Genomic DNA, 26,358 nt, shown 5'->3' on the forward strand with positions numbered 1-26,358 from the left:
GTAAGGTGCGCCGTTCAGTCGGCGCCATTGACGATAAAGGCTTGATCGAAACCGGCACGTCTCAGCTCATCGCGGGCGGGCTCGACCTGCCCGGCATGGGCGAGGGGGCCGACCTGAACCCGGTACATGCCGGCGGCGTCCGCCACGCGAACCGGATGCGACAGCTCGTCCTCCAGGCGCGCCTTGAGCGCTCGCGCGTTGTCGGCCGAGCCCAGCGCCGCGATCTGCAGGTAGATCGGCGTCTGGCTGCTCGCCTGGCTGGGTGCGCTGGGCGCCGAGGCGTCCCCGCTGCGTGCCGGTGCCGCCACGTCACGCCGCGGCGCGCTATCGGCCGCGGGTTGGACAGCGGCGACTGCAGGCCGGTTCGCTCCACTGCCGCCGTTTTCGGCCTGCCAGGCCACCGGGTCGATTGCTTCGACCTTCACCCGACCGGTACCGCGGTCGAGGATGTCGAGTCTTGCCGCGGCGGCGTAGGAGAGGTCGATCTCGCGGTCGTTGTGGAACGGGCCGCGGTCATTGACCCGCACGATCACCGAGCGACCGTTGTCCAGGTTCGTGACGCGGGCATAGGTCGGCAGCGGCAACGAGCGATGCGCCGCGCTCATCTTGTACATGTCATAGATCTCACCGTTCGAGGTGGCGTAGCCGTGAAACTTCTGGCCGTACCAGGACGCGGTGCCCTGCCGCGCGTAGCCGCGGGCATCCGGCAGGACGCGATAGGTCTTGCCCCATACCTCGTAGACCGGACGGTTGCCCCCCCGCGAGGGTGCCTCGGCGCGCGGCACGGCGTCGGGGATCTGGCTCACGTCGGGCGGGTCCTGGGGGTAGGCATCACCGCTCATGGCGTAGCGCTCCGTCGACGTCGCCGCTGCCGGGCCGCCGTCTCGCTGCGCCGGGGTACTCGAACCGCTGCCGGCACAGCCTGCCAGCAGCAGCGTCATGGCCAGTCCCAACCACAGCGTCTTCACAGCGCCCCCTCCTGCTCGTCGGACACGGAGGCGGACAGCGGGAAAGGCTCCAGCTCGCGCAGCTCCGCTATCGCCTCGGCCAGCTCGGTCACGGCCATGGCGTAGAGATGGCTGTGGTTGTAACGGGTGATGACATAGAAGTTCTCGTAACCCAGTCGGTAGCGCCACTGCGTATCGTCGACCTCCAGCGCCAGCGGAATGACCCGGGTCGATTCGTCGAGTTCAGCGACGGAATCGACGCCGGAGCGCTCCAGCTCGCTCAATGCCTGATAGGGCCGCCGGGTCTGGTTGAACTCGATCGCCCCGGGCGGCGTGGCAGGCCCTTCGGCCTCGGTATAGATGGGCTCGCCCGGACGCCAGCCATGCTCGGCGAAATAATTGGCCACGCTGCCGATGGCATCGACCGGGTTGGTCCACAGGTCGCGCTGGCCGTCGCCGTCGAAATCCACCGCATAGGCACGGTAGCTGCTGGGTATGAACTGCGGATAGCCCATGGCACCGGCATAGGAACCCGTGAGGCTGCCGGGCTCGACCTCCTGCTCGTGGCTGATCTCGAGAAAGGCGGCCAGTTCGCCACGAAAGAAACTTCCGCGAACCGGATGGTGGAAGGCCAGCGTCGCCAGCGAGTCGATGACCCGGTGGCGTCCCGTGAAGCGGCCGTAGCTGGTCTCGACGCCGATGATGGCGGCAATGATCTCTGGCGGCACGCCGTATTCGGCCTGGGCGCGGGAAAAGGCCTCCTCATGGGCCTCGATGAAGGCGACCCCGCGACTGATCCGTTCCGGCTGCAGGAAGATCGCGCGATACTCATCCCAACGCAGCCGGCGCTCCGCCGCCCCCGCCATGGCGTCGAGCACGCCCTGCTGGAAGGCAGCGTCATCCAGCGCCGCCTCCAACCAGCCACGCTCGATGCCGCGCCCGGCGAGCTCCTCGAGCAGTTGCCTGGCCCCTTCATGCTCGGCAGGGGAAAAGTCTGCGGCGTGCACGGCAGGCGCCGCCCACCAGAGCGCCATGGTCACCACCGCGGCGCCAGCCCCTTTGCACTTTCTCGATGGCTTCATGCTTGCGCCACTCCCTGACTGGGGCCACATCGTCCGAGCCCGCAACGCGCTGCGCCGGCCATCAGCGCGGCAGCAGGCGGCGGTGCCCATGAATGGACATGAGAATACCGAATCCCGCCAGCAAGGTCACGCTGGAGGTCCCACCGTAGCTGACCAACGGTAGCGGTACCCCGACCACGGGCAGAATGCCGCTGACCATGCCTACGTTGACGAAGACGTAGATGAAGAACGTCAGGATGATACTGCCGCCCAGCAGGCGCCCGAAGGTGTCGTGGGCCACGGCGGAGAGCCACAGCCCGCGGAGCACGATCAGCAGGTAGAGCAGCAGCACGAGCAGCATGCCCACCAGGCCGAATTCTTCGCCGAGCACCGCCACGATGAAGTCGGTGTGCCGCTCGGGCAGGAACTCCAGCTGCGACTGGGTTCCCTGCAGCCAGCCCTTGCCCCACAGGCCACCGCTGCCGATGGCCGTGGTCGACTGGATGATGTTCCAACCGGCCCCCAGAGGGTCGCTTTCGGGGTTGAGAAAGGTCAACACCCGCTGCCGCTGGTAGTTGTGCAGGTTGATCCACAGCAGCGGCAGCGCCGCCGCCGCGCCCACGCAGAGCAGGCCGATGAAGCGCCACGAGAGCCCCGCCAGCAGCACCACGAAGACCCCGGCGCACCCCACCAGCAGGGAGGTGCCGAGGTCCGGCTGCTTGGCGATCAACACGATGGGTACGCCGAGTATCGCCGCACACACCAGCAGGTCCTTCCAGCGCGGCGGGAGTTCGCGTCGCCCCAGCCAGGCCGCCAGCATCAGGGGCATGGCCAGCTTCATCAGCTCGGAGGGCTGGAAGCGGATCACCCCAGGGATCTCGAGCCAGCGCTGGGCCCCCATGCCGATGTCGCCCACGACCTCCACCGCGACCAGCATCAGCAGCCCGGCGCCATAGGTCAGCGGCGCCCAGCGCAGCAGCGTGGCAGGCGGAAGCTGTGCCAGGGTCAGCATCACCACGAGCGCGACCAGGAAGCGAGTGCCCTGGGCCATGACCACTTCGATGCGCTGGCCGCTGGCACTGTAGAGCACCCCCAGCCCCGCGACCAGCAGTACCAGCAGCAGCAGCAGCAGCCAGGGGTCGAGATGGGTGCGCTCCCAGATGCTCTTGCGCCGTGATATGCCGTCTTGCGGTGCCTTCACCGGCCGCGCGCGCAGCCCCTTTGCCACTCCCATCCACGTCATCGCTCAGTTCCCCGCCACGCTGCCGGTATCATTCTCCATCACCTCGCGCACCTCCTCGACATCGGGAGCCTCCTCCTCCAGCAGCCAGGCGTCGGTGATGGCGCGTGCCAGGTGCGCGGCATGGGTACTGCCCCCCCCGGCATTCTCCACGATCACGGCCACGGCGATCTGGGGCTCCTCCAGTGGAGCGAAGGCCATGAACAGCGCATGGTCGCGCAGCCGTTCGGCCAGCTCCTCGGCGTTGTAGCGCTGGTCTTGCCCGAGCGAGAAGACCTGGGCGGTGCCGGACTTGCCGCCCATGCGATACTCGAGATCCACCCCGGTACGCCTGGCCGTGCCCTCGTGCCCCGTGAGGACCTTCTCCATGCCGGAGAAGATGCGGTCCCACCAGGCGTCGTTCTGGATGACGATGTCGGCGGGGGTATCCGGCAGCTGGATCGGCACGTCCTCGTCGCCGATTCGCCGGGCCAGGCGCGGCTTGACCCACTGGCCGCGATTGGCGAGTACGGCGGTGGCCGTGGCCAGCTGCAGCGGCGTGACCTGCCAGTACCCCTGGCCGATGCCGACCGAGAGCGTCTCGCCGGGGTACCAGGGCTGGTTGAAGCGGGCCCGCTTCCAGTCCCGCGAAGGCATCAGGGCCGCACTCTCACCGAAGACGTCATGGCCGACGCGCTGGCCGAAGCCGAAGGCACTCATCTGCTCGTGCAGGCGGTCGATGCCCATGTCATGCGCCAGAGAATAGTAGTAGGTGTTGTTGGAGACGGCGATGGCGCGCTCCATGTCGACCCGCCCATGCCCCCAGCGCAGCCAGTTGCGGTAGCGACGGCTGTCGTTGGGCAGCTGGTAGAAGCCCGGGTCGTTGATCGTCTTCTCGGGCGTGATCACGCCTTCGGCCAGCCCGGCCAACGCCAGGAACGGCTTGATGGTGGAGCCCGGTGGATACTGGCCGCGGATGGCGCGGTTGAACAGCGGCAGGTCGATGTCCTCCTGCAGCGCGCGGTAGGAGTCGAAGTCGATCCCGGTGACGAACTGGTTGCTGTCGAATCCCGGCGTCGAGACCATGGCCAGTATCTCGCCGGTTTGGGGCGCCACGGCGACGATCGAGCCGCGGCGGCCATCGAGCAGCTCGTAGGCCAGAAGCTGCAGCTCTTTGTCGAGCGTCAGGGTCAGGTTCTGACCGGGCACGGGGTCGGTGCGCCCCAGCTCGCGCAGCACCCGCCCGCGGGCGTTGGTTTCCACTTGGCGCAGGCCGGCCTGGCCATGCAGCACGTCTTCGTAGAAGCGCTCCACCCCGGTCTTGCCGATGAAGTGGGTACCGGCATAGCGCCCGGAATCGAGCTCCTTGAGCTCATCGGCGTTGATGCGCCCGACATAGCCGAGAGCATGGGCCATGACATGGGCATCGGGGTAGTAGCGCAGCAGCTGCGCCTCGACCTCGACCCCGGGAAGCCGATGCCGGTTGACGGCCAGCCGGGCGATCTGCGCCTCGTCGAGATCGCTCATCAGCAGCGCCGGCTGGAACGGCCGCTGAGGCTGACGCGCGCGCAGCCGAAAGCCCTCGGCCTCCGGCGGCGTCAGCTCCAGCAGCTCCTCGAGCCGGTCCAGGGTGGCATCGAGATCGTCGACCCGCTCGCGCGTGAGTGTCAGGTTGTAGGTGGGGCGGTTCTCGGCCAGCAGCATTCCGTTACGATCGTAGATCAACCCGCGAGTGGGCGGCAGCGGCTCCACTCGCACGCGGTTCTTCTCGGAGCGGGTACTGTAGACTTCGTGCTGGACGACCTGGAGATACACCAGCCGCCCCGCCAGCAATCCGATCAACAGCAGGATGGTCAATACGGCAAGAAATGCCCGCACGCGAAAGATGCGCAGCTCCTGCTCGGGATTCTTCAACGTCTCGCGGCGGTCGCGCATGCCGAAAATGGTCTCGACTCAAAGTTCGTGAAGCCGCCGTTCAGCGGTGATAGGGGTGCCCGACCAGCAGGGTCCAGGCGCGGTAGAGCTGCTCTGCCAGGATCACCCTGACCAGCGGATGCGGCAGGGTCAGTGGAGAGAGCGACCAGCGCCGGTCGGCAGAGGCGGAGAGCTCCGGGGCCAGCCCGTCGGGCCCGCCCACCAGCAGCACCACGTCGCGTCCCTCGAGGCGCCAGGTCTCGGCCTCCCGGGCCAGGCGCTCGGTGCTCCAGGGCTTCCCCGCGACCTCGAGCGCGACCGTGAATTCATCGCCGCGCAGCCGCTCGCGAATCCGCTTCGCCTCGGCCGCCACGGCCCTGGCCGTGTCGGCGTTCTTGCCGCGCTGACCGGGAACGATCTCCTCGATTTCCAGGGCAAAATCGCGCGGCAGACGCTTGCGGTACTCTTCGACGCCGTCGTTGACCCAGCCCGGCATGCGCGTGCCGACCGCCAGCAGGCGGATTCTCATACGCCACCGTGTTCCTGCTGCGGCTCCGAGTCGCTCGGCAGATCGGCCCACAGCCGTTCCAGGTCGTACAGCTGGCGGGTCTCGGGGAGCATGACGTGGACGACCAGATCGCCCAGGTCCACCAGGACCCAGTCGGACCCGGCCTGCCCCTCCACACCCAGTGGCTGGATACCGCCGGCCTTGGCCTGCTGAACCACGTGATCGGCAAGCGCGGCGACGTGACGCGTGGAAGTGCCGCTGGCCACGATCATCAGGTCGGTCACGCTGGTCAGCCGGGACACGTCCAGTTGCACCACGTCCTTGGCCTTGAGGTCGTCCAACGCCTCTACCACCAGAGTCTTGAGCGAATCGTTCTGCATAGCCCCTCGTCAACGGGAAGTCTTGGTCACCGTCATTGTATCGTCTTGGGCTGCCGCTGGCAGCGCTCAGCGACGCCGATAAAGCAAGTTGGCGAGGATTCTCGCCTCGACGGCTTCGGGCAGCAGGTAGCGCACACTCCGTTCCGATGCGAGCCGCCGGCGAATCTCGGTCGCCGAAATCGCCATGCGCGTCGGTAGCGCAAGCCGCAGCAGGTGGCCCGCGGGGCGCCGCATCAACGCCTCGGCACTCGCGACTTCACGCCCTCTGATCAGTTCAGCCAGGGCCGACGGCAGCGGGGCGTCGTGGCCGGGGCGATCGATCACTACCAGGTGGGCCAGTTCGAAAAGACGCCGAGGCGACTGCCAGTCGGCCAGGCGCAGGAAGGCGTCATGCCCCAGGGCCATGACGAGCCTTGCCTGGTTGCCGTACTCGCCGCGCAGACTGGCCAGGGTATCAGCACTGTACGAGGGCCCGTCGCGCTCGAGTTCACGCGGATCGGCGACCAGCCCTGGCGTCTCGCCGATGCCCAGCCGCAGCAGCGCCAGGCGCTCCTCGGGGGTGACCTGGGGGGCACCGCGCAGGGGCGGTATCTTGGCCGGCACCATGTGGACCCGATCCAGCCCCAGGGCCTCGAGCAGCTCCACGGCGCTGCGCAGGTGTCCCAGGTGGACGGGGTCGAAGGTGCCGCCCAGCATGGCCACCCGCGGCGGCTCCAGTGGCAGCGCGGCGTGCCGGGCCGGCTGCGTACTGGTCTGGTGTGCGGTCACCGGCGGACCTGTCCATCGCCCAGTACCACGTACTTGCGGGTGGTCAGCCCCTCGAGCCCCACCGGCCCCCGGGCGTGCAGCTTGTCGGTGGAAATACCGATCTCCGCCCCCAGGCCGTATTCGAAACCGTCGGCGAAGCGGGTCGAGGCGTTGACCATCACCGAACTGGAATCGACCTCGGCCATGAAGCGGCGCGCCAAACCGTAGTCCTCGGTGACGATGGCGTCGGTGTGGTGCGAACCGTAGCGCTCGATGTGATCGATGGCGGCATCGATGCCGTCGACCACGCGTATTGCCAGCACCGGGGCCAGGTACTCGGCGTACCAGTCCGCTTCGGTCGCGGCGGCAATGCCGGCGAGAATGGCGCGACTCCGCTCGCAGCCGCGCAGTTCGACGCCATGCTCGGCATACGCCGCGGCCAGTTGCGGCAGCAGTTCCTCCGCCATGGGGGCGTCGATGAGCAGCGTCTCCATGGTGTTACAGGTGCCGTAGCGATGCGTCTTGGCGTTGATGGCGATCGCCAGCGCCTTCGCGGGGTCCGCCGAGGCATCGATATAGACGTGGCATACGCCGTCCAGGTGCTTGATCACCGGCACCCGCGCCTCGCGCGAGATGCGCTCGATCAAGGACTTGCCACCGCGCGGTATGATCACGTCGACGTACTGGGGCATGGCGATCATTTGCCCCACCGCGGCCCGGTCGGTGGTCGCCACGACCTGCACGGCACCCTCCGGCAGCCCGGCCTCGCGCAGCCCCTCGCCGATGCAGGCGGCAATCGCCGCGTTGGAGTCGCGCGCCTCGGAGCCGCCGCGCAGAATACTGGCGTTGCCCGACTTGAGGCACAGGCTGGCGGCCTCCAGGGTCACATTGGGGCGCGATTCGTAGATGATGCCGATCACGCCGAGCGGTACGCGCATCTGGCCCACCTGGATGCCGCTGGGGCGAAAGCGCAGCCCGTCGATCTCGCCGACGGGGTCGGGCAGCGCCGCCACCTGCTCCAGGCCCTCCACCATGGCATCGAGCCGCGCATCATCCAGCGCCAGGCGGTCGAGCAGCGCCGGCTCCAGGCCGTTGGCTCGGCCGCGCGCGAGGTCCGCGGCGTTGGCGGCCAGGATCTCGCAGCGGCGACGCTGGAGCTGCTCGGCCATCGCCAGCAGGGCTCGGTTCTTGTCGCCGGTGACGGCGCGGCGCATCTGGCTGGCAGCGCTGCGCGCCGCCTCGCCGAGGCGGGTCATGTAGGCGACGACATCGACCACCGCGGCTTCGGTGCGTTCGGGTTGGGAGGCGTGAGCGGGCATGCTGGACGAAGTTCTCCTGGGCAGAGCGCCACACGGCGCTGCGGACGTTATACTGGCGCGACAATACGACGAACTCCATAGTAAGGCACCATGCAGAGCAAGTACAAAGTCGGGCTGATGCGCCTGAACCTATGGGCTGCAGCGCTGCTGCTGATCCTGCTGGCGTACCTGTCGGAACAGCTGTCCAGCGCCTTGCTGCTGGTCTTGGCCAGCATCTGGCTGATGGTCACGGCCAGCCTGCTCGAACTGAGCCATCGCCGCCCCGCCACCATACCCTGGCAGTTGCTGCCCAGCCTGTTGCTGGCCGGGCTGCTCGTCGCCGACCCAGCGCGTCACGCCCTGTGGCTGTGGGTCTGGCCCGCCCTGCTGATGCTGCCGCAGCCTGGCTGGGTGCTGGCCCTCACTTGCCTTCTGGCGGCACTGACCTGGTGGCTGCTGGCGGACCTGCTGGGCATCGAGCAGACGCTGTTCTCCGGCCTGGTGCTGCTGCCGCTGATGCTGCTGGGCCTGGCTCGCAACCGCTACTGGTTCCCGACCCGCGCTGCCGCACGCCAGCGCATGCGCCTGGTACCAGGCCTGCCCCTGTGGAGCGGCCAGCAGCTTGCCACCGACCTGCGCCGGGAGCGCGCGCGCTGCCGGCGTGAGGGGGTACACGCCGAGCTGATGCTGCTGCGTACCTCACGGCATCAGCTGTGGCCGATGGCCCAGGACCTGTGCCGCCTGACCCATGAGTTCGAGAACTGCTATCGTCTCGACCACCGCACCCTGGCCACCCTGCTGCTGAGCCGGGATGACAAGCAGGCCAGCGAACGACGCCATACACTGCTCAAGGGGCTGCGCCCCAATGCCAAGGTCCGCTTCGCCTCGCTGAGCGGCCTGGGCACGCTCGAGGAAGCGGTACAGCGCTTCGAGCGCCAGCGCGAGGAACTCCAGGTCGAGACGGAGCGCGTCCATGGCTGAGGCCAACCGCCCCCATATGGGCCGAATCGTCATTGCGTACGCCATTGCCACCCTGTTGCTGGGCGGCTATGCGATCTGGCGCTACCTGATGGGCGACTACAGTCGCATCCTGCTGCCGGCCTCTCTCGCCCTGGTCATGCTGGTGGCCTGCCTGATGTGCGTCGCCAGCGCCAGCCAGGCGAGGTTGTCCGCCTACCTGGCGCTGATCGTCGGCTACCTGATGCTGGCCCTGGAGCTGCCATGGCTGGACGAGGCGGGTATCATGTGGCTCGGCTTCGCCCCGCTGCTCACGGTGCTGTTGCTGCCTCTCGCCTCTGCCATGCTGCTCAACCTGCTGCTGGCCCCTGTCTGGCTCCTGCTCAGCGATACGCAGCTGGACGTTCACCTGGCGCTGAGCTATGTCGCCATGGCACTGGTGGTGGCACTGGTTCCCTGGGAGCAGCGCCGCCAGCAGGCGCTGCTGGACGCCACCAATCCACGCGACCCGCACTGCAATGCCCTGGCTCGCGAGGCCATGCACGAACTGCTCGCCAGCGAGTACAAGCGCACCCAGTTCCTCGGCCAGCCCTTTGCCGTGCTGGCACTCCACCTGCCCCAGCTGGAAATGGCCAGCGAGCAGTTCGGCAACCGGGCACGCCAGGCCCTGCTCGATGCGCTCTGCCTGGCTGTCAATCGCTTCTCGCGCCGCCATGACTTCCTCGGCCGGCAGAGCGCCTCCACATTCTGGCTGGTACTGCCGGACACCAGCCAGAGCGGGGTCCAGATGGTACAGCAGCGCATCGGACAGGCACTGGAAACCACGGTGCTGGTGGACACCGGACCGCTGCAGGTGAAAATCGCCCACTGCCAGCGCCTCCCAGGGGAAAGCTGGCCGCGCTTCGAACAGCGGCTGCTGACCTTGACCCGCCATCTCAGCAATAACTGAAGGGATTCACGCAAGCCGGTAACCAAGGAGTCGATGCTTGAGCCTGACCGAAGCCCTGCTGCAACTCGCCCCCTCCCCCCAGCTGCTGCTGTTCACCGTGGGCGCCATCGCCATGATCGAATCGCTGGCCCTGATCGGCCTGCTGCTGCCCGGGGTGGTCCTGATGACCGCGGCGGCCTCGCTGGCCGGCCATCAGGACATGGCCGTGACCTCGCTGCTGCTGGCCGCGTTTTGCGGTGCCATACTCGGCGACGGGCTCAGCTTCACCCTGGGCTATACCCAGCGCGAGCGGGTCACCCGGCTGTGGCCACTGTCGCGTCATCCGGAGTGGCTGGCGCGAGGCGCACGTTTCTTTCAGCACTACGGCAGCCTGTCGGTGTTCTTCGGCCGCTTCGTCGGCCCGGTTCGCCCCGTCATCCCGTTGATTGCCGGCATGTTGCACATGCCGCCGCGCACTTTCCTGTGGGCCAACCTGGTCTCGGCGGCGCTGTGGGCGCCCACCTATGTGCTGCCGGGATACCTGCTGGGGCAGACCTGGCAGCAACTGCTGACGATTCCGGCGGGGCTCGAGGCGCTGCTGATCACGCTGGCCGTGATGCTCGTGGTGCTGGCGGTAGCTTTCTCGTGGCTGCGCCAGCAGGTGAGCCGCCCGGGCCGCGTCTACCGGGTGCTGGCAAGCGGCGCTAGGCGCCACCCGCTGCTGCGCCGGACCTGGTTGAAGGGAAGTTGGCACGGCGAGATGCCCCTGGCCAGCTGGCTGCTGCTGATCTTCTCGCTCGGCGGGCTTTCCGGCCTGACCATCGCCGTGATCCGCCAGGACGGCCCCTTTCCCATCGACCTTCAGGTGAACAGTTTCTTCGACGCCCTGGTGGTGCCGCTGCTGCCCGAGGCGGGCGAGCTGCTGGCGCGCGTCGGCGACATCGCTGGAATCCTGGCTCTGGTGCTGCCCTGGGGCGCCTGGCTGCTGGCCCGCCGCCACCTGGCCGCCCTCGCCCATGTTGCCGCCGGGCTCGGCGGCATTGCCGTGCTCAACATACTGGGCAAGGCGCTGATCGGCCGGCCACGGCCGGAAACGCCGGACTACCTGCTAGGCTCGCTGTCCTACCCCAGCGCCCACGCCTCCTCCGCCGTGGTACTCTACGGCCTGGCCGCCGCCTTCATCGCCCAGGAGCTGCCCCCGCAGCGGCGCTTCTGGATCTACTGGCTCGCCATTGCCCTGACCCTGCCCATGGCGCTGTCACGCCTGGTGATCGGCGTTCACTGGCTCTCCGATCTGATCGGCGGCGGTCTGCTGGGACTGGTGGTCTGCGCGCTGGTGCGCCTGGCCTGGCAACGCCGCCCCCATGCCCCGCTGAGCCCCTGCCCCTGGCCCTGGCTGACGGTCGCCTCGCTGGTGCTGCTCGGCGCCCGGGTGGCGCTGCTGCCGGCCGTGTGACGAACGCCGCGACGGCCGGGGTTCAGCCGAAGGCCAGCCAGCCCCCCACGCCCACCATCAGCGTGCCGGCGATGCGGTTGAGCAGCCGGACGTTGCCACTCTCGCCGAGCACGCGCCGCAGACCGCGCCCGCCGGCGGCATACAGCAACAGGCTCAGGAACTCGATGGTGAGAATCACACCGATCAGCGCCGCCAGCTGTCCGCCCAGCGGACGCGACGCATCGAGGAAGGGGGGCAGCAGGGCGACGAAGAAGGCCCAGCCCTTGGGGTTGGCCACCGCCGTGACGAAGCCCTGCAGCGCCAGCTGACCACGCGTGGCCGGCGCCAGCTCGACGTTCTCGAGGGGAATCGCCATGCGACCCCGGGAGCGCCACATCATCACCCCCAGGTAGCCGAGGTAGGCGCCGCCGACCCACTTGAACAGCGCGAACAGCTCCGGCTGGCGCAGCATCAGCGTGGCCACGCCGGCACCGGCGGCGGCAGCCACCAGCCCCACGCCGATGAGCTCGCCGGCCATCATCCATAGCGTGCGCTTCACCCCCTGGGTCATGCCCAGCACCATCGACAGGGTCATGCACATGCCAGGCGTCAGCGAGACGAAAAGAAAGGTCGGCACGAAGACCGACAGCAACGATAGCTTGATCATGGCGCAGGCCTGTTTCCCTTACTCCTAGCGTGACGTCCGCTCGTGACGTGGCGATGACACGACGGCGAAGTTCATTCGCCCCAGCGCGGCAGGAGCCGGTGCTCGATGCCGAGCTGATTGAGGATGCGGGCCACGATGAAGTCGACGAGATCCTCCACCCTCTCGGGCTTGTGGTAGAAACCGGGCGCGGCGGGCAGGATGACCGCCCCCATGCGGGTCAGGTTCAGCATGTGCTCGAGATGAATGGCCGACAGCGGCGTCTCGCGCGGCACCAGGATCAGCCGGCGGCGCTCCTTGAGCGCCACGTCGGCGGCGCGCTCGATCAGGTTGTTGCTCGCACCGGTGGCCACTGCCGACAGCGTGCCGGTGGAGCAAGGGCAGATCACCATGGCCGACGGCGCACCGGAGCCCGAGGCCACCGGCGCCATCCACTCCTCGCGACCGAAGCAGCGAATCTGGCCGGGGGCGGCCCCGCTGCGCTCGATCAGCGCCCGGGCCAGCCGCTCGGGTCGTGCCGGCAGGTCGGCATCGGTCTCGGTCTCGATCACCAGATGCGCGGCCTTGGAGATCATCACCCACACTTCGTGCCCCGCAGCCACCAGCGCCTCGATCAGGCGCAGGCCGTACTGGGCTCCGGAGGCGCCGGTGATCGCCACCGTCACGGGGGGCTGGAAGCCCGACTTATCCCTCGGCCCGGAACCTGCCTCAGCCATGCGCCACCTCGAGCGCCGCCAGCAGCTTCTCGTGGATACCGCCGAAGGCGCCGTTGGACATCACCACGATGCGGTCGAGCGGGCGCGCCTCGGCCACCAGCGCCGAGACCAGCGCGTCGATGTCCTCCTCGAGCCGTGCCGGCACGGGGCTGGCTTCAACCACCGGGGCCAGCGACCAGTCGAGGCCCGGCGGCTGGTACCAGAACGCCAGGTCGGCGGCGGCGACGCTCGCTGTCAGGCGGTCGCGCATGGTCCCCAGGCGCATGGTGTTGGAGCGCGGCTCGATCACCGCCAGCAGGCGACCGCGCGGCGTGGCGGCACGCAGCCCCTCGAGGGTGGCCGCGAAGGCGGTGGGGTGGTGGGCAAAGTCGTCAATGACCTGGATGCCGGCCACCTCGCCGCGCACCTCCTGGCGCCGGCGTGGCGTCTCGAAGCGCGACAGCGCCGCACACCCCCGCGCCAGGTCGACGCCGCAGGCATGCGCCGCGGCCAGGGCCGCCAGGGCGTTGCGCGCGTTGTGGCTACCGGTCAGCGCCCAGTCGACCACGGCGTCCTCGTTCACCTCGCCCTGCTGGTGTACCACCCGGAAGCGCGAGGCGTCGTCGCGCTCCAGCACCAGCCGCCAGGCGCTCTCCGCCGCGCTGCCGAAGCGCTCCACCGGCGTCCAGCAGCCCATGTCCAGCACTCGGTCCAGCGCCGGTTCGCCATCGGCCACCAGCAGCCGGCCGCGTCGCGGAACGGTACGCACCAGATGGTGGAACTGACGTTCGATGGCGGCCAGGTCAGCAAAGATATCGGCGTGATCGAACTCGAGATTGCCGAGCACGGCGATCTCGGGGCGGTAGTGCACGAACTTCGAACGCTTGTCGAAGAACGCGGTGTCGTACTCGTCGGCCTCGACCACGAAGGGTGCACCCGCGCCACCGAGCCTTGCCGATACGCCGAAGTTGCGCGGCACGCCGCCGATCAGAAAGCCCGGCTCGAACCCGGCCGACTCCAGCAGCCAGGCGGCCAGGCTCGCGGTGGTGGTCTTGCCGTGGGTGCCGGCCACGGCGATGACCCGGCGCCCCGGCAGCACGTGCTCGGCCAGCCACTGGGGGCCGGAGGTATAGGGCAGGCCCAGGTCGAGCAACGCCTCGACCTCGGGATTGCCACGGGTCATGGCATTGCCGACCACCACCAGGTCGGGGGGCGGCGTCAGGTTAGCCTCGGCGTAGCCTTCATACAGGCCGATACCGGCCTCTTCGAGCTGGGTACTCATCGGCGGATAGACGCCCGAGTCCGAACCGGTGACGGTATGCCCCAGGTCGCGCGCCAGCAGGGCCAGGCTCCCCATGAAGGTGCCGCAGATACCGAGAATATGAAGGTGCATGCAATCCGACCTTGTTCACCTGGTAGAGCTGGCGGGCGCTGCCCGCCGAAAAGGAACCGGCAGACTAGCACGGCCTGGCGGCGCCCCTCCAGCGGCGTGCAGGTTCGCCGCCTTTCGTCTAAAATGTCACGCCTCGTCGTGACGCATGAAAATGGACATTTCCCAGGAGCCCATAAGCCCCATGGCCCAGCATAACGCCTTCTATGCCCAGTCCGGCGGTGTCACCGCCGTGATCAATGCCAGCGCCTGCGGCGTGATCGAAGCCTGCCGCCAACATGCCGACCGCATCGGCAAGGTCTATGCCGGACACAACGGCATCATCGGCGCCCTGACCGAGGACCTGATCGACGTCAGCCAGGAATCGGACGAGGCGATCGCCGCCCTGCGGCATACCCCCGGCGGCGCCTTCGGCTCCTGCCGCTACAAGCTCAAGGACATCGAGAGTCATCGCGCCCAGTACGAGCGCCTGATCGAGGTCTTCAAGGCTCACGACATCCGCTACTTCTTCTACAATGGCGGCGGCGACAGCGCCGACACCTGCCTCAAGGTCTCGCAGCTCTCCGAGAAGATGGGCTATCCGCTGACCGCCATCCATGTGCCCAAGACCGTCGACAACGACCTGCCGATCACCGACAACTCGCCGGGCTTCGGCAGCGTGGCCAAGTACATCGCCACCTCCACCCTGGAAGCCTCGCTGGACATCGCCTCCATGTGCGCCACCTCGACCAAGGTCTTCGTGCTCGAGGTGATGGGGCGTCATGCCGGCTGGATCGCCGCCGCCGGTGCACTGGCCGGCGAAGGGGAAGGCGAGCCCCCCCATTTGGTGATCTTCCCCGAGGTGCCCTTCGAGCGCAGCAAGGTGATGGCGCGGGTCGAGGAGTGCGTGAAGAAGTACGGCTACTGCGTGATCGTGGTCTCCGAAGGCGCCCGCTACGAGGACGGCACCTTCCTCGCCGACTCGGGCAACACCGACGCCTTCGGCCACCGCCAGCTGGGCGGCGTGGCGCCCACGCTCGCCGGCATGGTCAAGCAGGACCTCGGCTACAAGTACCACTGGGCGGTGGCCGACTACCTGCAGCGCGCGGCACGCCACCTGGCCTCGCGCACCGATGTGGAGCAGGCCTATGCGGTGGGCCAGCAGGCGGTGGAGCTGGCCGTGGCCGGCCAGAACGCCATGATGCCCGCGATCAAGCGGGTCAGTGACACCCCCTACGAGTGGCGCATCGAGTCCGCGCCGCTGGCCGAGGTCGCCAACCGCGAGAAGTTCATGCCGCGCGACTTCATCCGCGAGGATGGCTTCGGCATCACCGCTGCCTGCCGCCGCTACCTGGCCCCGCTGATCCAGGGGGAGGACTACCCGCCCTACGAGAACGGGCTGCCCAAGGTGGCCAATCTCAAGCTGGCCAAGGTCGAGCGCAAGCTGCCCGAGTTCAAGCTCTGATCCAGCGTCGAGTTCGCGACGAAGCCCTCGCCCCGGCGGGGGCTTCGTCGTGTCGGGCCCGTGTCAGCGCAGCAGCCACGAGAGCACCAGCAGCAGCAGCAGGATACCGGCGACCCCCTGCCAGAAGTTGGCCGGCTCGCGCAGCAGCCGGCGTGGATCGCGACGCCTCGGCCGGCCTCGCCCCTCCTGGTGCCGCAGTGAGTAGAGCAGCTCGGACATGCGCCGGAAGCGCAGCGAACGCTGGGGGTCCAGCGCTCGTCGCAGGGTGTCGTCGAGCTGCGCCGAGATTTCGGGATTGAACAGCCTGGCGCTGCGGTAGCTGAGCTGCTCGAGGTCGGTATGGCTACGCAGCCGATCGGGGCTCAGCTCGTAGGGCAGCTCCCCGGTAAGCAGCCAATAGGTGGTCGAGGCCAGCGAGTACTGGTCGCTGCGCCGGCCGACGCTGTCGTCCAGCGCATACTCCGGCGCACTGTGTTCGGACAGCCCGGTCTGGCGGGCCAGCTCGCGTGAGCGGCGGTGGCCGTCCAGGTCGCGCATGTGGCAGGCGCTGAAGTCGGTCAGGACCACCTGGCCGTGGATGTCGATCAGGATGTTGTCGGGGTGGATGCGCTGGTGCAGCACCTCTCGATGATGCAGCGCCTGCACCGCCTTGCCCAGCTGCATGGCGATGTCGAGGCGCTGGGCCAGGCTGGCCTGGGGGTGGCGCTGGGCCCACTCGGTCAACGTCATGCCTTCCACGTAGGCCATCAGGTAGTAGAGGTAGCGGCGCGGACGCGAGGATTCCATGACGCGGGCCACGAACGGCGACTTGACCCGCTCCACTACCCACTGCTGCAGCAGGAAGTGCTCGAGATAGGCGTTGCGGTTGGACAGTTCAGGGCTCGGCGCCTTCATCACCATCTCGCGCTCGGTGCGGCTGTCGCGCACCCGATAGACGCGCGACTGGGCGGTACGCGACAGCACCTCCTGCACCTCCAGGCCGTCGATTCGCTCACCCGGGGAGAGCTCGGGCGGGATCGGCAGGTCGCCGTAGATGCGGCTCGGATGATCGCGCTCCTCCTCGGGCAGCTGGTCGATGCGCACTAGCTGGAAGCAGAACTGATCGGCGCCGTAGCCTCGCTCCTGGGCCCGCTCCCGTGCCGCCGCGGCCAGGCGCTCGCAGGCCGCGTCGAGGTCGCTGGCATCCTGACGAATCAGCCCTACGTAGTCGGACGGCATCAGGGTGCCGCGCACCGCCTGGGTGGTGAACAGGAAGATGTCGCCCTGCTTGAGCGGCAGCTGCATGTAGTCGATGTCGATGCTGCCATCGAGCCCCAGGGCTCGCGAGGGATAGCGATACCCCCCCAGGTCGGTGATGTGGTCACGCGAGAGCTGCTCGAACTCGGCGCCACGCAGGCGGAAGACCAGGGTATCGCCCATGTGGAACAGGTAAGCGTCACGCCCGCGGTAGATCATGGCCGAAAGGGAGGCGACGTAGCTGCCGCCTTCGACGAAGGTGCTCTGGCTGTAGCACCAGCCGTTGAGCGCCCGCAGCACGCGAGTCGCCGAGGTTTTCACGTCCCAGTGATCCGGCGTGGAAAAGTAATCGGCCAGAAACCCCCTCACGCTGAGGTCGCCGGCCTGCTTGGCGATGGCATTGCGCAAGCTGGTGTCGCTGATCACCGCGCAGGCGCCCTTGGCGGCGAACTGCCCCACCTCATCGGGAATCCGAACCGACATCGAGCTGCGGTGGTTCCGCTGATCCGGCGCCACGAAGGCCTGCCCGACGCTGAGAGACAGTCGATTGGATGGCAAGACACGCTCCTTCAAGATATCGCCACTGATCACCATTCGCTCCGCATCGCTGGCCGAACCGCCTGACGAGGGCCATCATACACGGTTGCGAGAAACGCAACCTGTCAACCAAAGCCCAAGCCGGCCAGACCCCCACCCTCACCTATGTCGCATTGGTAATCCTCGGGTCTGGTCCGTATAATTCGGCGCATTTTGCGATGTCTTCACTTTTCGCCCAACGAAGGAAGCGACGATGAACTTCGACCACATCCCTGCCGGCAAGGACCTACCCAACGACGTCTACGTCGCCATCGAGATTCCTGCCAACCACGCTCCGATCAAGTACGAGATCGACAAGGAGATGGGCGCTCTTCTGGTTGACCGCTTCATGGCCACCCCGATGTTCTATCCGGCCAACTACGGCTTCATTCCCCACACCCTGGCCGACGACGGCGACCCCCTCGACGCCCTGGTGGTCACGCCCTACCCGGTCCAGGCCGGCAGCATCATCCGCGCGCGCCCGGTGGGCATCCTCAACATGACCGACGAGGCCGGCGAAGACGCCAAGCTGGTGTGCGTGCCCCACGCCAAGCTGACCACGCTCTACGACGACGTGCAGGAGGTCACCGACCTGCCCGAACTGCTGCGCCAGCAAATCGCGCACTTCTTCGAGAACTACAAGGATCTCGAAAAGGGCAAGTGGGTGAAGGTGGAGTCCTGGGAAGGCGCCGATGCCGCCCACAAGGCAATCGAGAAGGCCGTCGCCGCCTACGACAAGGCCTGAGCAGAACTGCCTCTTCCGAGCGGGCCGCCCCATGGGGCGGCCCGCTCGCTTTCGTGCGACATCACAGCGCAGGCGTAAGGTTCTAACGCCGCCGCCGACTGAGGTATTCTAGAACCGTTCGGCACCTTGGCCCGGGGAACTCGACGCTTCGCTCGCGAGTCAACCAGGGGGCCGCCTCCTCCGAGGCGTGCCGCTGCCGACAGCCTCCGCTTGCCACAAGGACTACTGCGTTGACCCGTCGCCACCTCGTCATACGCCTGCTCTACTGCCTGCTGCTGTGGCTGCCGCTGGTCGCCCAGGCCCAGTGGTTCTCCTCCGGCAACGGCCAGGGTGACTTCCTGCCGGTGCGGGAGGCCTTCCAGCCCAGCGCCTGGCACGATGGCGAGACGCTGTTCATCGGCTTCGAGAACGCCGAGGGCTACTATCTCTACCGACACCGGCTGGGCGTCGAGAGCCGCGACGAGGCGGTGGAGATCGGCGAGCCGACCCTTCCCGAGGGCGAGTTCAAGAGCGACGAATTCCTCGGCGATGTCTACGTCTTCTACGATCGCGTGGTCTTCGAGGCCCCGCTCCCGCAAGGCGCCGAGGGCCCGCTGGACGTCACGGTCAGCTTCCAGGGCTGCGCCGATGCCGGGCTCTGCTACCCCCCCGAACGGGTCGAGCTGCAGGCCCCCGCCAGCGCCATGCCGGCCGCCTTCGTCGGCTGGCGCGAGGCCGACGGCGAGGACGACGGGATCGGCGAAGACACGGCCGGCGCATCACCTCCCGCCCTGCAGAGCGAGGATGGCCGCTTCAGTCGCCTGATCGACGAGGCCAGTCTGCCGCTGGCGCTGGGGCTGTTCTTCCTTGCCGGGCTGGGCTTGACCTTTACCCCCTGCGTGCTGCCGATGGTGCCGATTCTCTCCTCGATCATCGTCGGCCAGCATCCCAGCCGCCCGCGCGCCTTCGCGCTCTCCGCCAGCTACGTCGGCGGCATGTCGCTCACCTATGCCGTGGTCGGCATGCTGATGGGGCTGTTCGGCGCGGGACTCAACCTGCAGGCGCACCTGCAATCCGCCCCCGTGCTGATCGTCTTCGCGCTGCTCTTCGTCGTCTTCGCGCTGGCCATGTTCGGTGCCTTCGACCTGCGCCTGACGCCCCGCCTGGCAAGCCGGATCGACGCCTGGCAGGCACGCGCCCAGCGCAGCGGGCCGCTAGGCCTCGCCGGCGCCGGCGCGCTGTCGGTGCTGGTGGTCTCGCCCTGCGTGTCAGCGCCCCTGGCCGGCGCCCTGGTGTTCATCTCCTCTACCGGCGACGCACTGATGGGAGGTGCCGCCCTGCTGGCACTGAGCCTGGGCATGGGCGTACCGCTGCTGCTGGTCGGCACCTTCGGTGCCACCGCGCTGCCGCGCAGCGGTGCCTGGATGAACGGCGTCAAGATCGCCTTCGGCATCCTGCTGCTCGGCGTCGCGGTATGGCTGGTCGAGCGCCTGCTGCCTTCCGCCGCGGGCCTGCTGCTGTGGGCGGCGCTGGCGATCGGCAGCGCCCTGGCGCTGGGCGCGCTCTCGTTCAACCTGGCCCAGGGTTGGCCGCGGGTGCGCCAAGCCGCCGGCCTGATACTGCTGGCCTGGGGCATCGCCCTGGTATTCGGTGCCGCCATGGGCGGCGGCGACCCGCTGCGCCCACTGGCGCCATTCCATGCCGCAACCGGCACCGCCGAGCGCGTCCAGGTCACCACCGTGGAAGACCTCGAGGCCCTGCGCGGCGCACTTCGCTCGGGCGCAGCCCAGGGCCAGCCCGCCTTCGTGCACTTCACCGCGGACTGGTGCATCTCCTGCAAGCAGATGGAGCGCCAAGTCTATCCCGACCCCCAGGTCGCCGAGCCGCTCTCGCAATTCGCCCGCATCAACGTCGACGTGACCCGCACCGACGACACCACCCGCGCACTGCTCGATCACTTCGGCCTGTTCGGCCCACCGAGCCTGCTATTCTTCAGCGGGGAAGAGGAGATCCGCGAAGCCCGCATCCAGGGTGAAGTCAGGGCCGGCGAGCTCGCCAGCCACCTCAACGGGATACTCGACTGGTTCGAGCGACAGCGCAGCTGATACCACCGCCGGCCCAGGCTACTACCGTATCGAACAGCGTTCCCGACCGGCTGGACATCCCTCGCGATTTTAGGCACACTCCGCCAACGACGCTTATCAAGGCCTATAGAGCCGGCAATGTTCGTCATCTTGCCGCGATCTATCGAAAGTTGGCTTGGGTTGACAGCGCCCTCGCCCATCGCCATTTACTCACCGGTCGAGACTCAACATGGATATCCGTAAGGTCAAGAAACTGATCGAGCTGCTGGAAGAATCCAATATCAGCGAAATCGAGATTCAGGAAGGCGAGGAATCGGTGCGTATCAGCCGCCACCCCAACGGCGTCAGCTGGCCCCAGGCGCCCCTGCCGCAGTATGCCGCGCCACAGGCGGCGCCCAGCCCGGCCGCACCGGCTCCCGCCGCCGGACCCGCCGAAGAGGCCCCCGCCGCCAGCTACCAGGGCCACGCCCTGACCTCGCCGATGGTCGGCACCTTCTACCGCAGCCCGGCGCCGGGCTCGAAGCCCTTCGTCGAAGTGGGCCAGAGCGTCAAGAAGGGCGAGACCGTGTGCATCGTCGAAGCGATGAAGATGATGAACCAGATCGAAGCCGACCGTGACGGCGTGATCGAGGCAATCCTGGTCGAGGACGGCGAGCCGGTCGAGTTCGACCAGCCGATGCTCGTCATTTCCTGATCATTCACCGACACTGGCGGACTCCCTATGCTGGACAAGGTTCTCATCGCCAATCGCGGCGAGATCGCTCTGCGAATCCTGCGCGCCTGCAAGGAACTGGGCATCAAGACGGTCGCGGTGCACTCCAAGGCCGACCGTGAACTGATGCACGTGCGCCTGGCCGACGAGGCCGTGTGTATCGGGCCGGCCTCTTCGGCGCAGTCCTACCTCAACATCCCGGCGCTGATCAGCGCCGCCGAAGTCACCGATTCGAGCGCCATTCACCCCGGCTACGGCTTTCTCTCCGAGAACGCCAACTTTGCCGAACAGGTGGAGCGCTCCGGGTTCGTGTTCATTGGCCCACGCGCCGAGACCATCCGCCTGATGGGCGACAAGGTCAGCGCCATCGAGGCCATGAAGAAGGCCGGCGTGCCCACGGTTCCCGGCTCGGACGGCCCGCTGGGCGACGACGAAGGCGACAACGTCACCATCGCCCGGCGCATCGGCTACCCGGTGATCATCAAGGCCGCTGCCGGCGGCGGCGGGCGCGGCATGCGTGTGGTGCACACCGAGGGACACCTGCTGTCGGCGATCAACGTGACCCGCACCGAGGCGCATGCCGCCTTCGGCGACGGCACGGTCTACATGGAGAAGTTCCTCGAGCGGCCGCGTCACGTCGAGGTCCAGGTGCTGGCCGACGGCCAGGGCAACGCCATCCACCTGTACGACCGCGACTGCTCGCTGCAACGGCGCCACCAGAAGGTGTTGGAAGAGGCCCCCGCCCCCGGCATCGATCCCGAGGCCCGGGCCAAGGTGCTCGAGGCATGCCGTCAGGCCTGCATCGAGATCGACTATCGCGGCGCCGGTACCTTCGAGTTCCTCTACGAGGACGGCCAGTTCTTCTTCATCGAGATGAACACCCGAGTGCAGGTGGAGCATCCCGTCACCGAGATGGTGACCGGCGTGGACATCGTTCGCGAGCAGCTGCGCATCGCCTCGGGACTGCCGCTGTCGATCCGCCAGGAGGACGTCAAGCTCAACGGTCACGCCTTCGAGTGCCGCATCAACGCTGAGGACCCGCGCACCTTCATGCCCTCCCCCGGCAAGGTCACGCTCTATCATCCGCCGGGCGGGCTGGGCGTGCGCATGGATTCGCATCTCTACACCGGCTATACCGTGCCGCCCCACTACGACTCGCTGATCGGTAAGCTGATCACCTGGGGCGATAGCCGAGAGATCGCGCTGACGCGCATGCGCAACGGTCTCGACGAGCTGCTGGTGGAAGGTATCAAGACCAATACCGACCTGCACAAGGACCTGGTCCGCGACGGCCACTTCCAACAGGGCGGCGTCAACATCCACTACCTGGAGAAGAAGCTCGGCTCCTGAGCCGACGTTCGCTCCCGGCGGGGTGGCCACGGCCACCCCGCCTGCGTTACGCACGGAGACCCCCATGCCCTGGCTGCAACTCAAGGCCCGCATCGCCCCGGAGCAGGCCGAACGGCTCGAGGAACTGCTGCTGGCCGAAGGCGCCACCGCCATTACCCTCCAGGATGCCCACGACGACCCGGTATTCGAGCCCGAACGCGGCACCACGCCGCTGTGGAACGAGACGGTGTTGACCGGCCTGTACGACGACCTCGAGGGCCTCGAGGCGATGCTCGAGCGCCTCGCCGCGGCCTGGGCCGAGACCATGCCCGACGACCCCTGCCCGGTCATCGAGCACGAACTGCTCGCCGATCGCGACTGGGAGCGCGAGTGGATGGAGGACTTCCAACCGCTGCGCATGGGCCAGCGGCTGTGGATCGTGCCCAGCTGGCACGAGCCGCCGGACCTGGACGCCGTCAACCTGCACCTGGACCCGGGCCTGGCCTTCGGCACCGGCACCCACCCCACCACGGCGCTGTGCCTCGAATGGCTCGACGCCCTGGCGCTGGCGGGAAAGCTCGACGGCGTCGAGGTGCTGGACGTGGGCTGCGGTTCCGGCATCCTGGCCATCGCCGCGCTCAAGCTGGGCGCGACAACGGCCACCGGCACCGACATCGACCCCCAGGCCCTGCAGGCGAGCCGCGACAATGCCATACGCAACGACGTTACCGAGCATGAACTCACGCTTTGCTATCCCGAGCAGCTCGCCTCTGGACGCCGCTTTCCCCTGGTGGTCGCCAACATCCTGGCCGGCCCCCTGGTGGAGCTGGCCCCGACCATCGCCGGGCATGTCGCACCCGGCGGAAGAGTGGCACTGTCGGGCATTCTCGAAAGCCAGGCCGACGAGGTGCTCGATGCCTATCGCGGCGAGGGCCTGAGGATGGACGAGCCGCAGGTTCGCGAGGGTTGGGTCAGGCTCAGCGGACAGCGCCCGGCCTGACAACCGCCACCTTCACCCCGCCCCTCCGGGGGCGTATGATATGCAGCCCCGAACTCGTTGATCCGTCTCATGCCCGATAGCCGCCCGTTGCCCCAGATCGGCCGACACCGCCTGCCCAACCGCGTCATCCTGGCGCCCATGGCCGGCGTGACCGACCGCCCCTTCCGCCAGCTCTGCCGCCGGCTGGGCGCGGGTCTGGTGGTGGGCGAAATGGTCACCTCGGATCCGGCGCTGTGGCACACGCGCAAGTCGCGCCAGCGCATGGACCATCGCGGCGAACCCGGCCCCCGTGCCGTGCAGATCGCCGGCGGTGACGCCACCATGCTGGCCGAGGCGGCCCGCCTCAACGCCGGGCAGGGCGCCGAGATCATCGACATCAACATGGGCTGCCCGGCCAAGAAGGTTTGCAACAAGGCCGCCGGATCGGCGCTACTGCGTGACGAGGCCCTGGTGGCGGAAATCCTCGAGGCGGTAGTGGCCGCGGTCGAAGTGCCGGTGACGCTGAAGATCCGCACCGGCTGGTGCGCCGAGAGCAACAACGGCGTGCGCGTGGCGCGCCTGGCGGAAGCCGCCGGCATCCAGGCGCTGGCGGTCCACGGTCGTCACCGCCAGCAGCGCTACCAGGGGCAGGCCGAGTACGACACCATCGCCGCGATCAAGCAGGCCGTGCGCATTCCGGTATTCGCCAACGGCGATATCGACTCTCCACGCAAGGCCGCCCAGGTTCTGGACTATACTGGTGCGGATGCGGTGATGGTCGGTCGCGGCGCCCAGGGCAACCCATGGATCTTTCGCGAGATCGACCACTACCTGCGCCATGGACGCCACTGCCCGCCCCCCGATCCGGACGAGAGGGCCGATGTCCTGCGCGGGCACCTGCATGCCCTGCATGCCTTCTATGGCGATTACATGGGCGTGCGCATCGCGCGCAAGCATCTCGGCTGGTATCTCGCCGGCGACGGTCGTTTCGACGCCGACCGGCAGCGCGAGCTGCGGGCAGCCTTCAACGCCCTGGAGCAGCCTGACGAACAGTATGACTTCATCGACGTCCTCTTTCGCCCGGAGAGTGAGGCCCTCCTCCGCCGGGCAGCGAATGGAATCAGTGCCGCATGAATCGTGACGCCTTCAATCGCAATGCCGATCTGCCAGGCCTCGAAGCCAGCTCCTGCGCAGGCCTGCCGGAGCTCGACAGCCCCGCCCTGCCACCGGCCACGCTGGCGGAGCAGCCGCTGCGCGAAGCCGTGGACGCCGCCATGCGACGCTATTTCGACCACCTCGATGGCGGCACCGTGACCGACCTCTACGCCATGGTGATGGCCGAGGTCGAGGCGCCCCTGCTGGCCAGCGTGCTCGAATACACCCAGGGCAACCAGACCCGCGCCGCCGAGATGCTGGGCCTCAACCGCGGCACGCTGCGCAAGAAGCTCAAGCAGCATGACCTGATCTGAACCCGGTCGGCGCGGGTGGCCAGCCGCTGCCCGAGCCGGCTTACCTTAACCCACTCCATAGAGTTGCACCCCACCATGGCCCAAGCCTCCCCCACCCCGGTACGCCGCGCGCTGATCAGCGTTTCCGACAAGACCGGCATCGTCGACTTCGCCCGCGGCCTGTCCGGGCATGGTGTCGAACTGCTCTCCACGGGCGGCACCTTCCGTCTGCTGCAGGAGAACGGCATCGCCGTCACCGAGGTATCCGAACACACCGGCTTCCCCGAGATCATGGACGGACGCGTCAAGACGCTGCATCCGAAGATCCATGGCGGCATCCTGGGGCGTCGCGGCCAGGACGACGCGGTCATGACCGAGCACGGTATCGCGCCCATCGACATGGTGGTGGTCAACCTCTACCCCTTCGCCCAGACCGTGGCCAAACCGGACTGCACCCTTGCCGATGCCATCGAGAACATCGACATCGGCGGCCCGACCATGGTGCGGGCCTGCGCCAAGAACCATGCCTACACCACCATCGTGGTGGATGCCGGCGACTACCCGCGGGTGCTCGAGGAGATCGCTGCCCAGGGCGGCGCGGTGAGCGACGCCACGCGCTTCGATCTGGCAGTGAAGGCCTTCGAGCACACCGCCGGCTACGACGCCGCCATCGCCGACTACCTGGGCCAGCGGGTGCCCGGCGGCGAGGACGGCTTCCCGCGCACCTACAATGTCCAGTTCGTCAAGAAGCAGGCTATGCGCTACGGCGAGAACCCGCACCAGGGCGCGGCCTTCTACGTCGAGGCCGATGCCAGCGAGGCCAGCGTCGCCACCGCCCGCCAGCTGCAAGGCAAGGCACTGTCGTTCAACAACGTCGCCGACACCGATGCCGCCTTCGAGTGCGTCAAGAGCTTCACCGACACCGCCTGCGTGATCGTCAAGCACGCCAACCCCTGCGGCGTGGCGGTCGGGACGACGCCGCGCGACGCCTACGACAAGGCGTTCGCCACCGACCCCACCAGCGCCTTCGGCGGCATCATCGCCTTCAACCGGCCGCTGGACGCCGACACCGCCCGCGCCATCATCGACCGCCAGTTCGTCGAGGTGATCATCGCCCCGGGGGTCGAGGAGGACGCCGTCACCATCGTCGCCGAGAAGCAGAACGTGCGCCTGCTCGACGTCGGTGACAACTGGCCCGGCGAGCGCGAGCACGCCCACGACTTCAAGCGCGTTACCGGCGGCCTGCTGGTACAGGACCGCGACCTCGGCATGGTCGGTCGCGACGAACTGACCGTGGTCACCGAGCGCGTGCCCAGCGAACAGGAAATGCGCGACCTGGCGTTCGCCTGGAAGGTCGCCAAGTACGTCAAGTCCAATGCCATCGTCTACGCCAAGGACGGTCAGACCATCGGCGTCGGTGCCGGCCAGATGAGCCGCGTCTACTCGGCCAAGATCGCCGGCATCAAGGCTGCCGATGAAAACCTCTCGGTACCCGGCTCGGTGATGGCCTCGGATGCCTTCTTCCCCTTCCGCGACGGCATCGACGCCGCGGCGGCGGCCGGCATCACCGCGGTGATCCAGCCCGGCGGCTCCATGCGCGACCAGGAAGTGATCGACGCCGCCAACGAGGCGGGCATTGCCATGGTCTTTACCGGCATGCGCCACTTCAGGCACTAAGGTGAG

Annotated in this window: 24 protein-coding genes; 12 read left to right on the forward strand and 12 right to left on the reverse strand. The window is 67.9% G+C overall.

Annotated elements, in window-relative coordinates; translation table 11 throughout:
- Positions 1 to 14: 14 nt before the first annotated feature.
- The 8 genes from HNO51_RS12870 to HNO51_RS12905 form a co-directional block, all read right to left on the reverse strand.
- Positions 15 to 968, reverse strand: coding sequence for a septal ring lytic transglycosylase RlpA family protein (locus HNO51_RS12870; RefSeq protein ID WP_242597117.1), 954 nt, complete (start codon positions 966 to 968; stop codon positions 15 to 17).
- Positions 965 to 2,029: a lytic murein transglycosylase B gene (gene mltB, locus HNO51_RS12875; protein WP_197447737.1), complete on the reverse strand. Its 1,065-nt coding sequence runs from the start codon at positions 2,027 to 2,029 to the stop codon at positions 965 to 967. The genes HNO51_RS12870 and mltB overlap by 4 nt, the downstream gene beginning before the upstream one ends.
- 61 nt (positions 2,030 to 2,090) lie before the next feature.
- Positions 2,091 to 3,251, reverse strand: coding sequence for a rod shape-determining protein RodA (gene rodA, locus HNO51_RS12880; protein ID WP_197447738.1), 1,161 nt, complete (start codon positions 3,249 to 3,251; stop codon positions 2,091 to 2,093).
- A gap of 3 nt (positions 3,252 to 3,254) precedes the next feature.
- Positions 3,255 to 5,162: a penicillin-binding protein 2 gene (gene mrdA / locus HNO51_RS12885; RefSeq protein WP_209537613.1), complete on the reverse strand. Its 1,908-nt coding sequence runs from the start codon at positions 5,160 to 5,162 to the stop codon at positions 3,255 to 3,257.
- 40 nt (positions 5,163 to 5,202) lie between these two features.
- Positions 5,203 to 5,670 (reverse strand): 23S rRNA (pseudouridine(1915)-N(3))-methyltransferase RlmH, encoded by a 468-nt coding sequence (gene rlmH, locus HNO51_RS12890; RefSeq protein ID WP_197447740.1) that lies wholly within the window; start codon positions 5,668 to 5,670, stop codon positions 5,203 to 5,205.
- Positions 5,667 to 6,029, reverse strand: a complete 363-nt coding sequence (gene rsfS / locus HNO51_RS12895; protein WP_197447741.1) for a ribosome silencing factor — start codon at positions 6,027 to 6,029, stop codon at positions 5,667 to 5,669. Before rsfS ends, rlmH begins: the two co-directional genes overlap by 4 nt.
- A gap of 66 nt (positions 6,030 to 6,095) precedes the next feature.
- On the reverse strand, positions 6,096 to 6,725 hold the full coding sequence (gene nadD, locus HNO51_RS12900; protein ID WP_197451040.1) for a nicotinate-nucleotide adenylyltransferase: 630 nt from the start codon (positions 6,723 to 6,725) through the stop codon (positions 6,096 to 6,098).
- 68 nt (positions 6,726 to 6,793) lie between these two features.
- On the reverse strand, positions 6,794 to 8,095 hold the full coding sequence (locus HNO51_RS12905) for a glutamate-5-semialdehyde dehydrogenase (RefSeq protein WP_209537614.1): 1,302 nt from the start codon (positions 8,093 to 8,095) through the stop codon (positions 6,794 to 6,796).
- A 90-nt stretch (positions 8,096 to 8,185) separates the two neighbouring features.
- On the opposite strand from HNO51_RS12905, the gene HNO51_RS12910 reads away from it, so the two are divergent.
- From HNO51_RS12910 to HNO51_RS12920, 3 genes are read left to right on the forward strand one after another with little or no spacing between them, the layout of a single operon-like run.
- Entirely contained in the window at positions 8,186 to 9,055 is an 870-nt protein-coding gene (locus tag HNO51_RS12910; RefSeq protein ID WP_197447743.1) for a hypothetical protein, read from the forward strand.
- On the forward strand, positions 9,048 to 9,980 hold the full coding sequence (locus tag HNO51_RS12915; RefSeq protein WP_234283458.1) for a diguanylate cyclase domain-containing protein: 933 nt from the start codon (positions 9,048 to 9,050) through the stop codon (positions 9,978 to 9,980). Before HNO51_RS12910 ends, HNO51_RS12915 begins: the two co-directional genes overlap by 8 nt.
- Before the next feature lie 37 nt (positions 9,981 to 10,017).
- A complete protein-coding gene (locus HNO51_RS12920) occupies positions 10,018 to 11,415 on the forward strand; it encodes a bifunctional DedA family/phosphatase PAP2 family protein (protein WP_197447744.1) in 1,398 nt (465 codons plus the stop codon).
- 22 nt (positions 11,416 to 11,437) lie between these two features.
- Here HNO51_RS12920 and HNO51_RS12925 read toward each other — a convergent pair whose 3' ends face one another.
- The 3 genes from HNO51_RS12925 to mpl form a co-directional block, all read right to left on the reverse strand.
- Positions 11,438 to 12,061 (reverse strand): LysE family translocator, encoded by a 624-nt coding sequence (locus tag HNO51_RS12925; protein WP_197447745.1) that lies wholly within the window; start codon positions 12,059 to 12,061, stop codon positions 11,438 to 11,440.
- Positions 12,062 to 12,132: 71 nt separating this feature from the next.
- Entirely contained in the window at positions 12,133 to 12,774 is a 642-nt protein-coding gene (locus HNO51_RS12930; protein ID WP_209537615.1) for a flavin prenyltransferase UbiX, read from the reverse strand.
- Positions 12,767 to 14,146: a UDP-N-acetylmuramate:L-alanyl-gamma-D-glutamyl-meso-diaminopimelate ligase gene (mpl, locus tag HNO51_RS12935; RefSeq protein ID WP_209537616.1), complete on the reverse strand. Its 1,380-nt coding sequence runs from the start codon at positions 14,144 to 14,146 to the stop codon at positions 12,767 to 12,769. The genes HNO51_RS12930 and mpl overlap by 8 nt, the downstream gene beginning before the upstream one ends.
- 181 nt (positions 14,147 to 14,327) lie before the next feature.
- On the opposite strand from mpl, the gene HNO51_RS12940 reads away from it, so the two are divergent.
- Entirely contained in the window at positions 14,328 to 15,587 is a 1,260-nt protein-coding gene (locus HNO51_RS12940; RefSeq protein ID WP_197447748.1) for a 6-phosphofructokinase, read from the forward strand.
- Between the two features lie 63 nt (positions 15,588 to 15,650).
- Here the strand turns inward: HNO51_RS12940 and HNO51_RS12945 are convergent, their stop codons facing one another.
- The gene (locus tag HNO51_RS12945; protein WP_422674238.1) at positions 15,651 to 17,417 is read right to left on the reverse strand and encodes a protein kinase domain-containing protein; all 1,767 of its coding nucleotides are present in this window, start codon (positions 17,415 to 17,417) and stop codon (positions 15,651 to 15,653) included.
- A 196-nt stretch (positions 17,418 to 17,613) separates the two neighbouring features.
- Between HNO51_RS12945 and ppa the strand changes: the two genes are divergently transcribed.
- From ppa to purH, 8 genes are all read left to right on the forward strand, one after another.
- Positions 17,614 to 18,144: an inorganic diphosphatase gene (ppa, locus tag HNO51_RS12950; protein ID WP_197447750.1), complete on the forward strand. Its 531-nt coding sequence runs from the start codon at positions 17,614 to 17,616 to the stop codon at positions 18,142 to 18,144.
- Positions 18,145 to 18,374: 230 nt separating this feature from the next.
- Positions 18,375 to 20,228 carry a protein-disulfide reductase DsbD gene (gene dsbD, locus HNO51_RS12955; RefSeq protein ID WP_209537617.1) on the forward strand — a complete coding sequence of 618 codons (1,854 nt, stop codon included), beginning with the start codon at positions 18,375 to 18,377 and terminating at the stop codon, positions 20,226 to 20,228.
- Positions 20,229 to 20,436: 208 nt separating this feature from the next.
- Positions 20,437 to 20,901 (forward strand): acetyl-CoA carboxylase biotin carboxyl carrier protein, encoded by a 465-nt coding sequence (gene accB / locus HNO51_RS12960; RefSeq protein WP_197447752.1) that lies wholly within the window; start codon positions 20,437 to 20,439, stop codon positions 20,899 to 20,901.
- A gap of 27 nt (positions 20,902 to 20,928) precedes the next feature.
- Positions 20,929 to 22,269 (forward strand): acetyl-CoA carboxylase biotin carboxylase subunit, encoded by a 1,341-nt coding sequence (accC, locus tag HNO51_RS12965; RefSeq protein ID WP_197447753.1) that lies wholly within the window; start codon positions 20,929 to 20,931, stop codon positions 22,267 to 22,269.
- Between the two features lie 64 nt (positions 22,270 to 22,333).
- On the forward strand, positions 22,334 to 23,248 hold the full coding sequence (prmA, locus tag HNO51_RS12970) for a 50S ribosomal protein L11 methyltransferase (RefSeq protein ID WP_209537618.1): 915 nt from the start codon (positions 22,334 to 22,336) through the stop codon (positions 23,246 to 23,248).
- Between the two features lie 69 nt (positions 23,249 to 23,317).
- The gene (gene dusB / locus HNO51_RS12975; protein WP_197447755.1) at positions 23,318 to 24,361 is read left to right on the forward strand and encodes a tRNA dihydrouridine synthase DusB; all 1,044 of its coding nucleotides are present in this window, start codon (positions 23,318 to 23,320) and stop codon (positions 24,359 to 24,361) included.
- Positions 24,358 to 24,696, forward strand: a complete 339-nt coding sequence (fis, locus tag HNO51_RS12980; RefSeq protein WP_197447756.1) for a DNA-binding transcriptional regulator Fis — start codon at positions 24,358 to 24,360, stop codon at positions 24,694 to 24,696. The genes dusB and fis overlap by 4 nt, the downstream gene beginning before the upstream one ends.
- Positions 24,697 to 24,771: 75 nt before the next feature.
- The gene (purH, locus tag HNO51_RS12985; protein WP_209537619.1) at positions 24,772 to 26,352 is read left to right on the forward strand and encodes a bifunctional phosphoribosylaminoimidazolecarboxamide formyltransferase/IMP cyclohydrolase; all 1,581 of its coding nucleotides are present in this window, start codon (positions 24,772 to 24,774) and stop codon (positions 26,350 to 26,352) included.
- Positions 26,353 to 26,358: the final 6 nt, after the last annotated feature.

The sequence above is a fragment of the Billgrantia sulfidoxydans genome (assembly GCF_017868775.1).
Lineage (GTDB): Bacteria > Pseudomonadota > Gammaproteobacteria > Pseudomonadales > Halomonadaceae > Halomonas > Halomonas sulfidoxydans.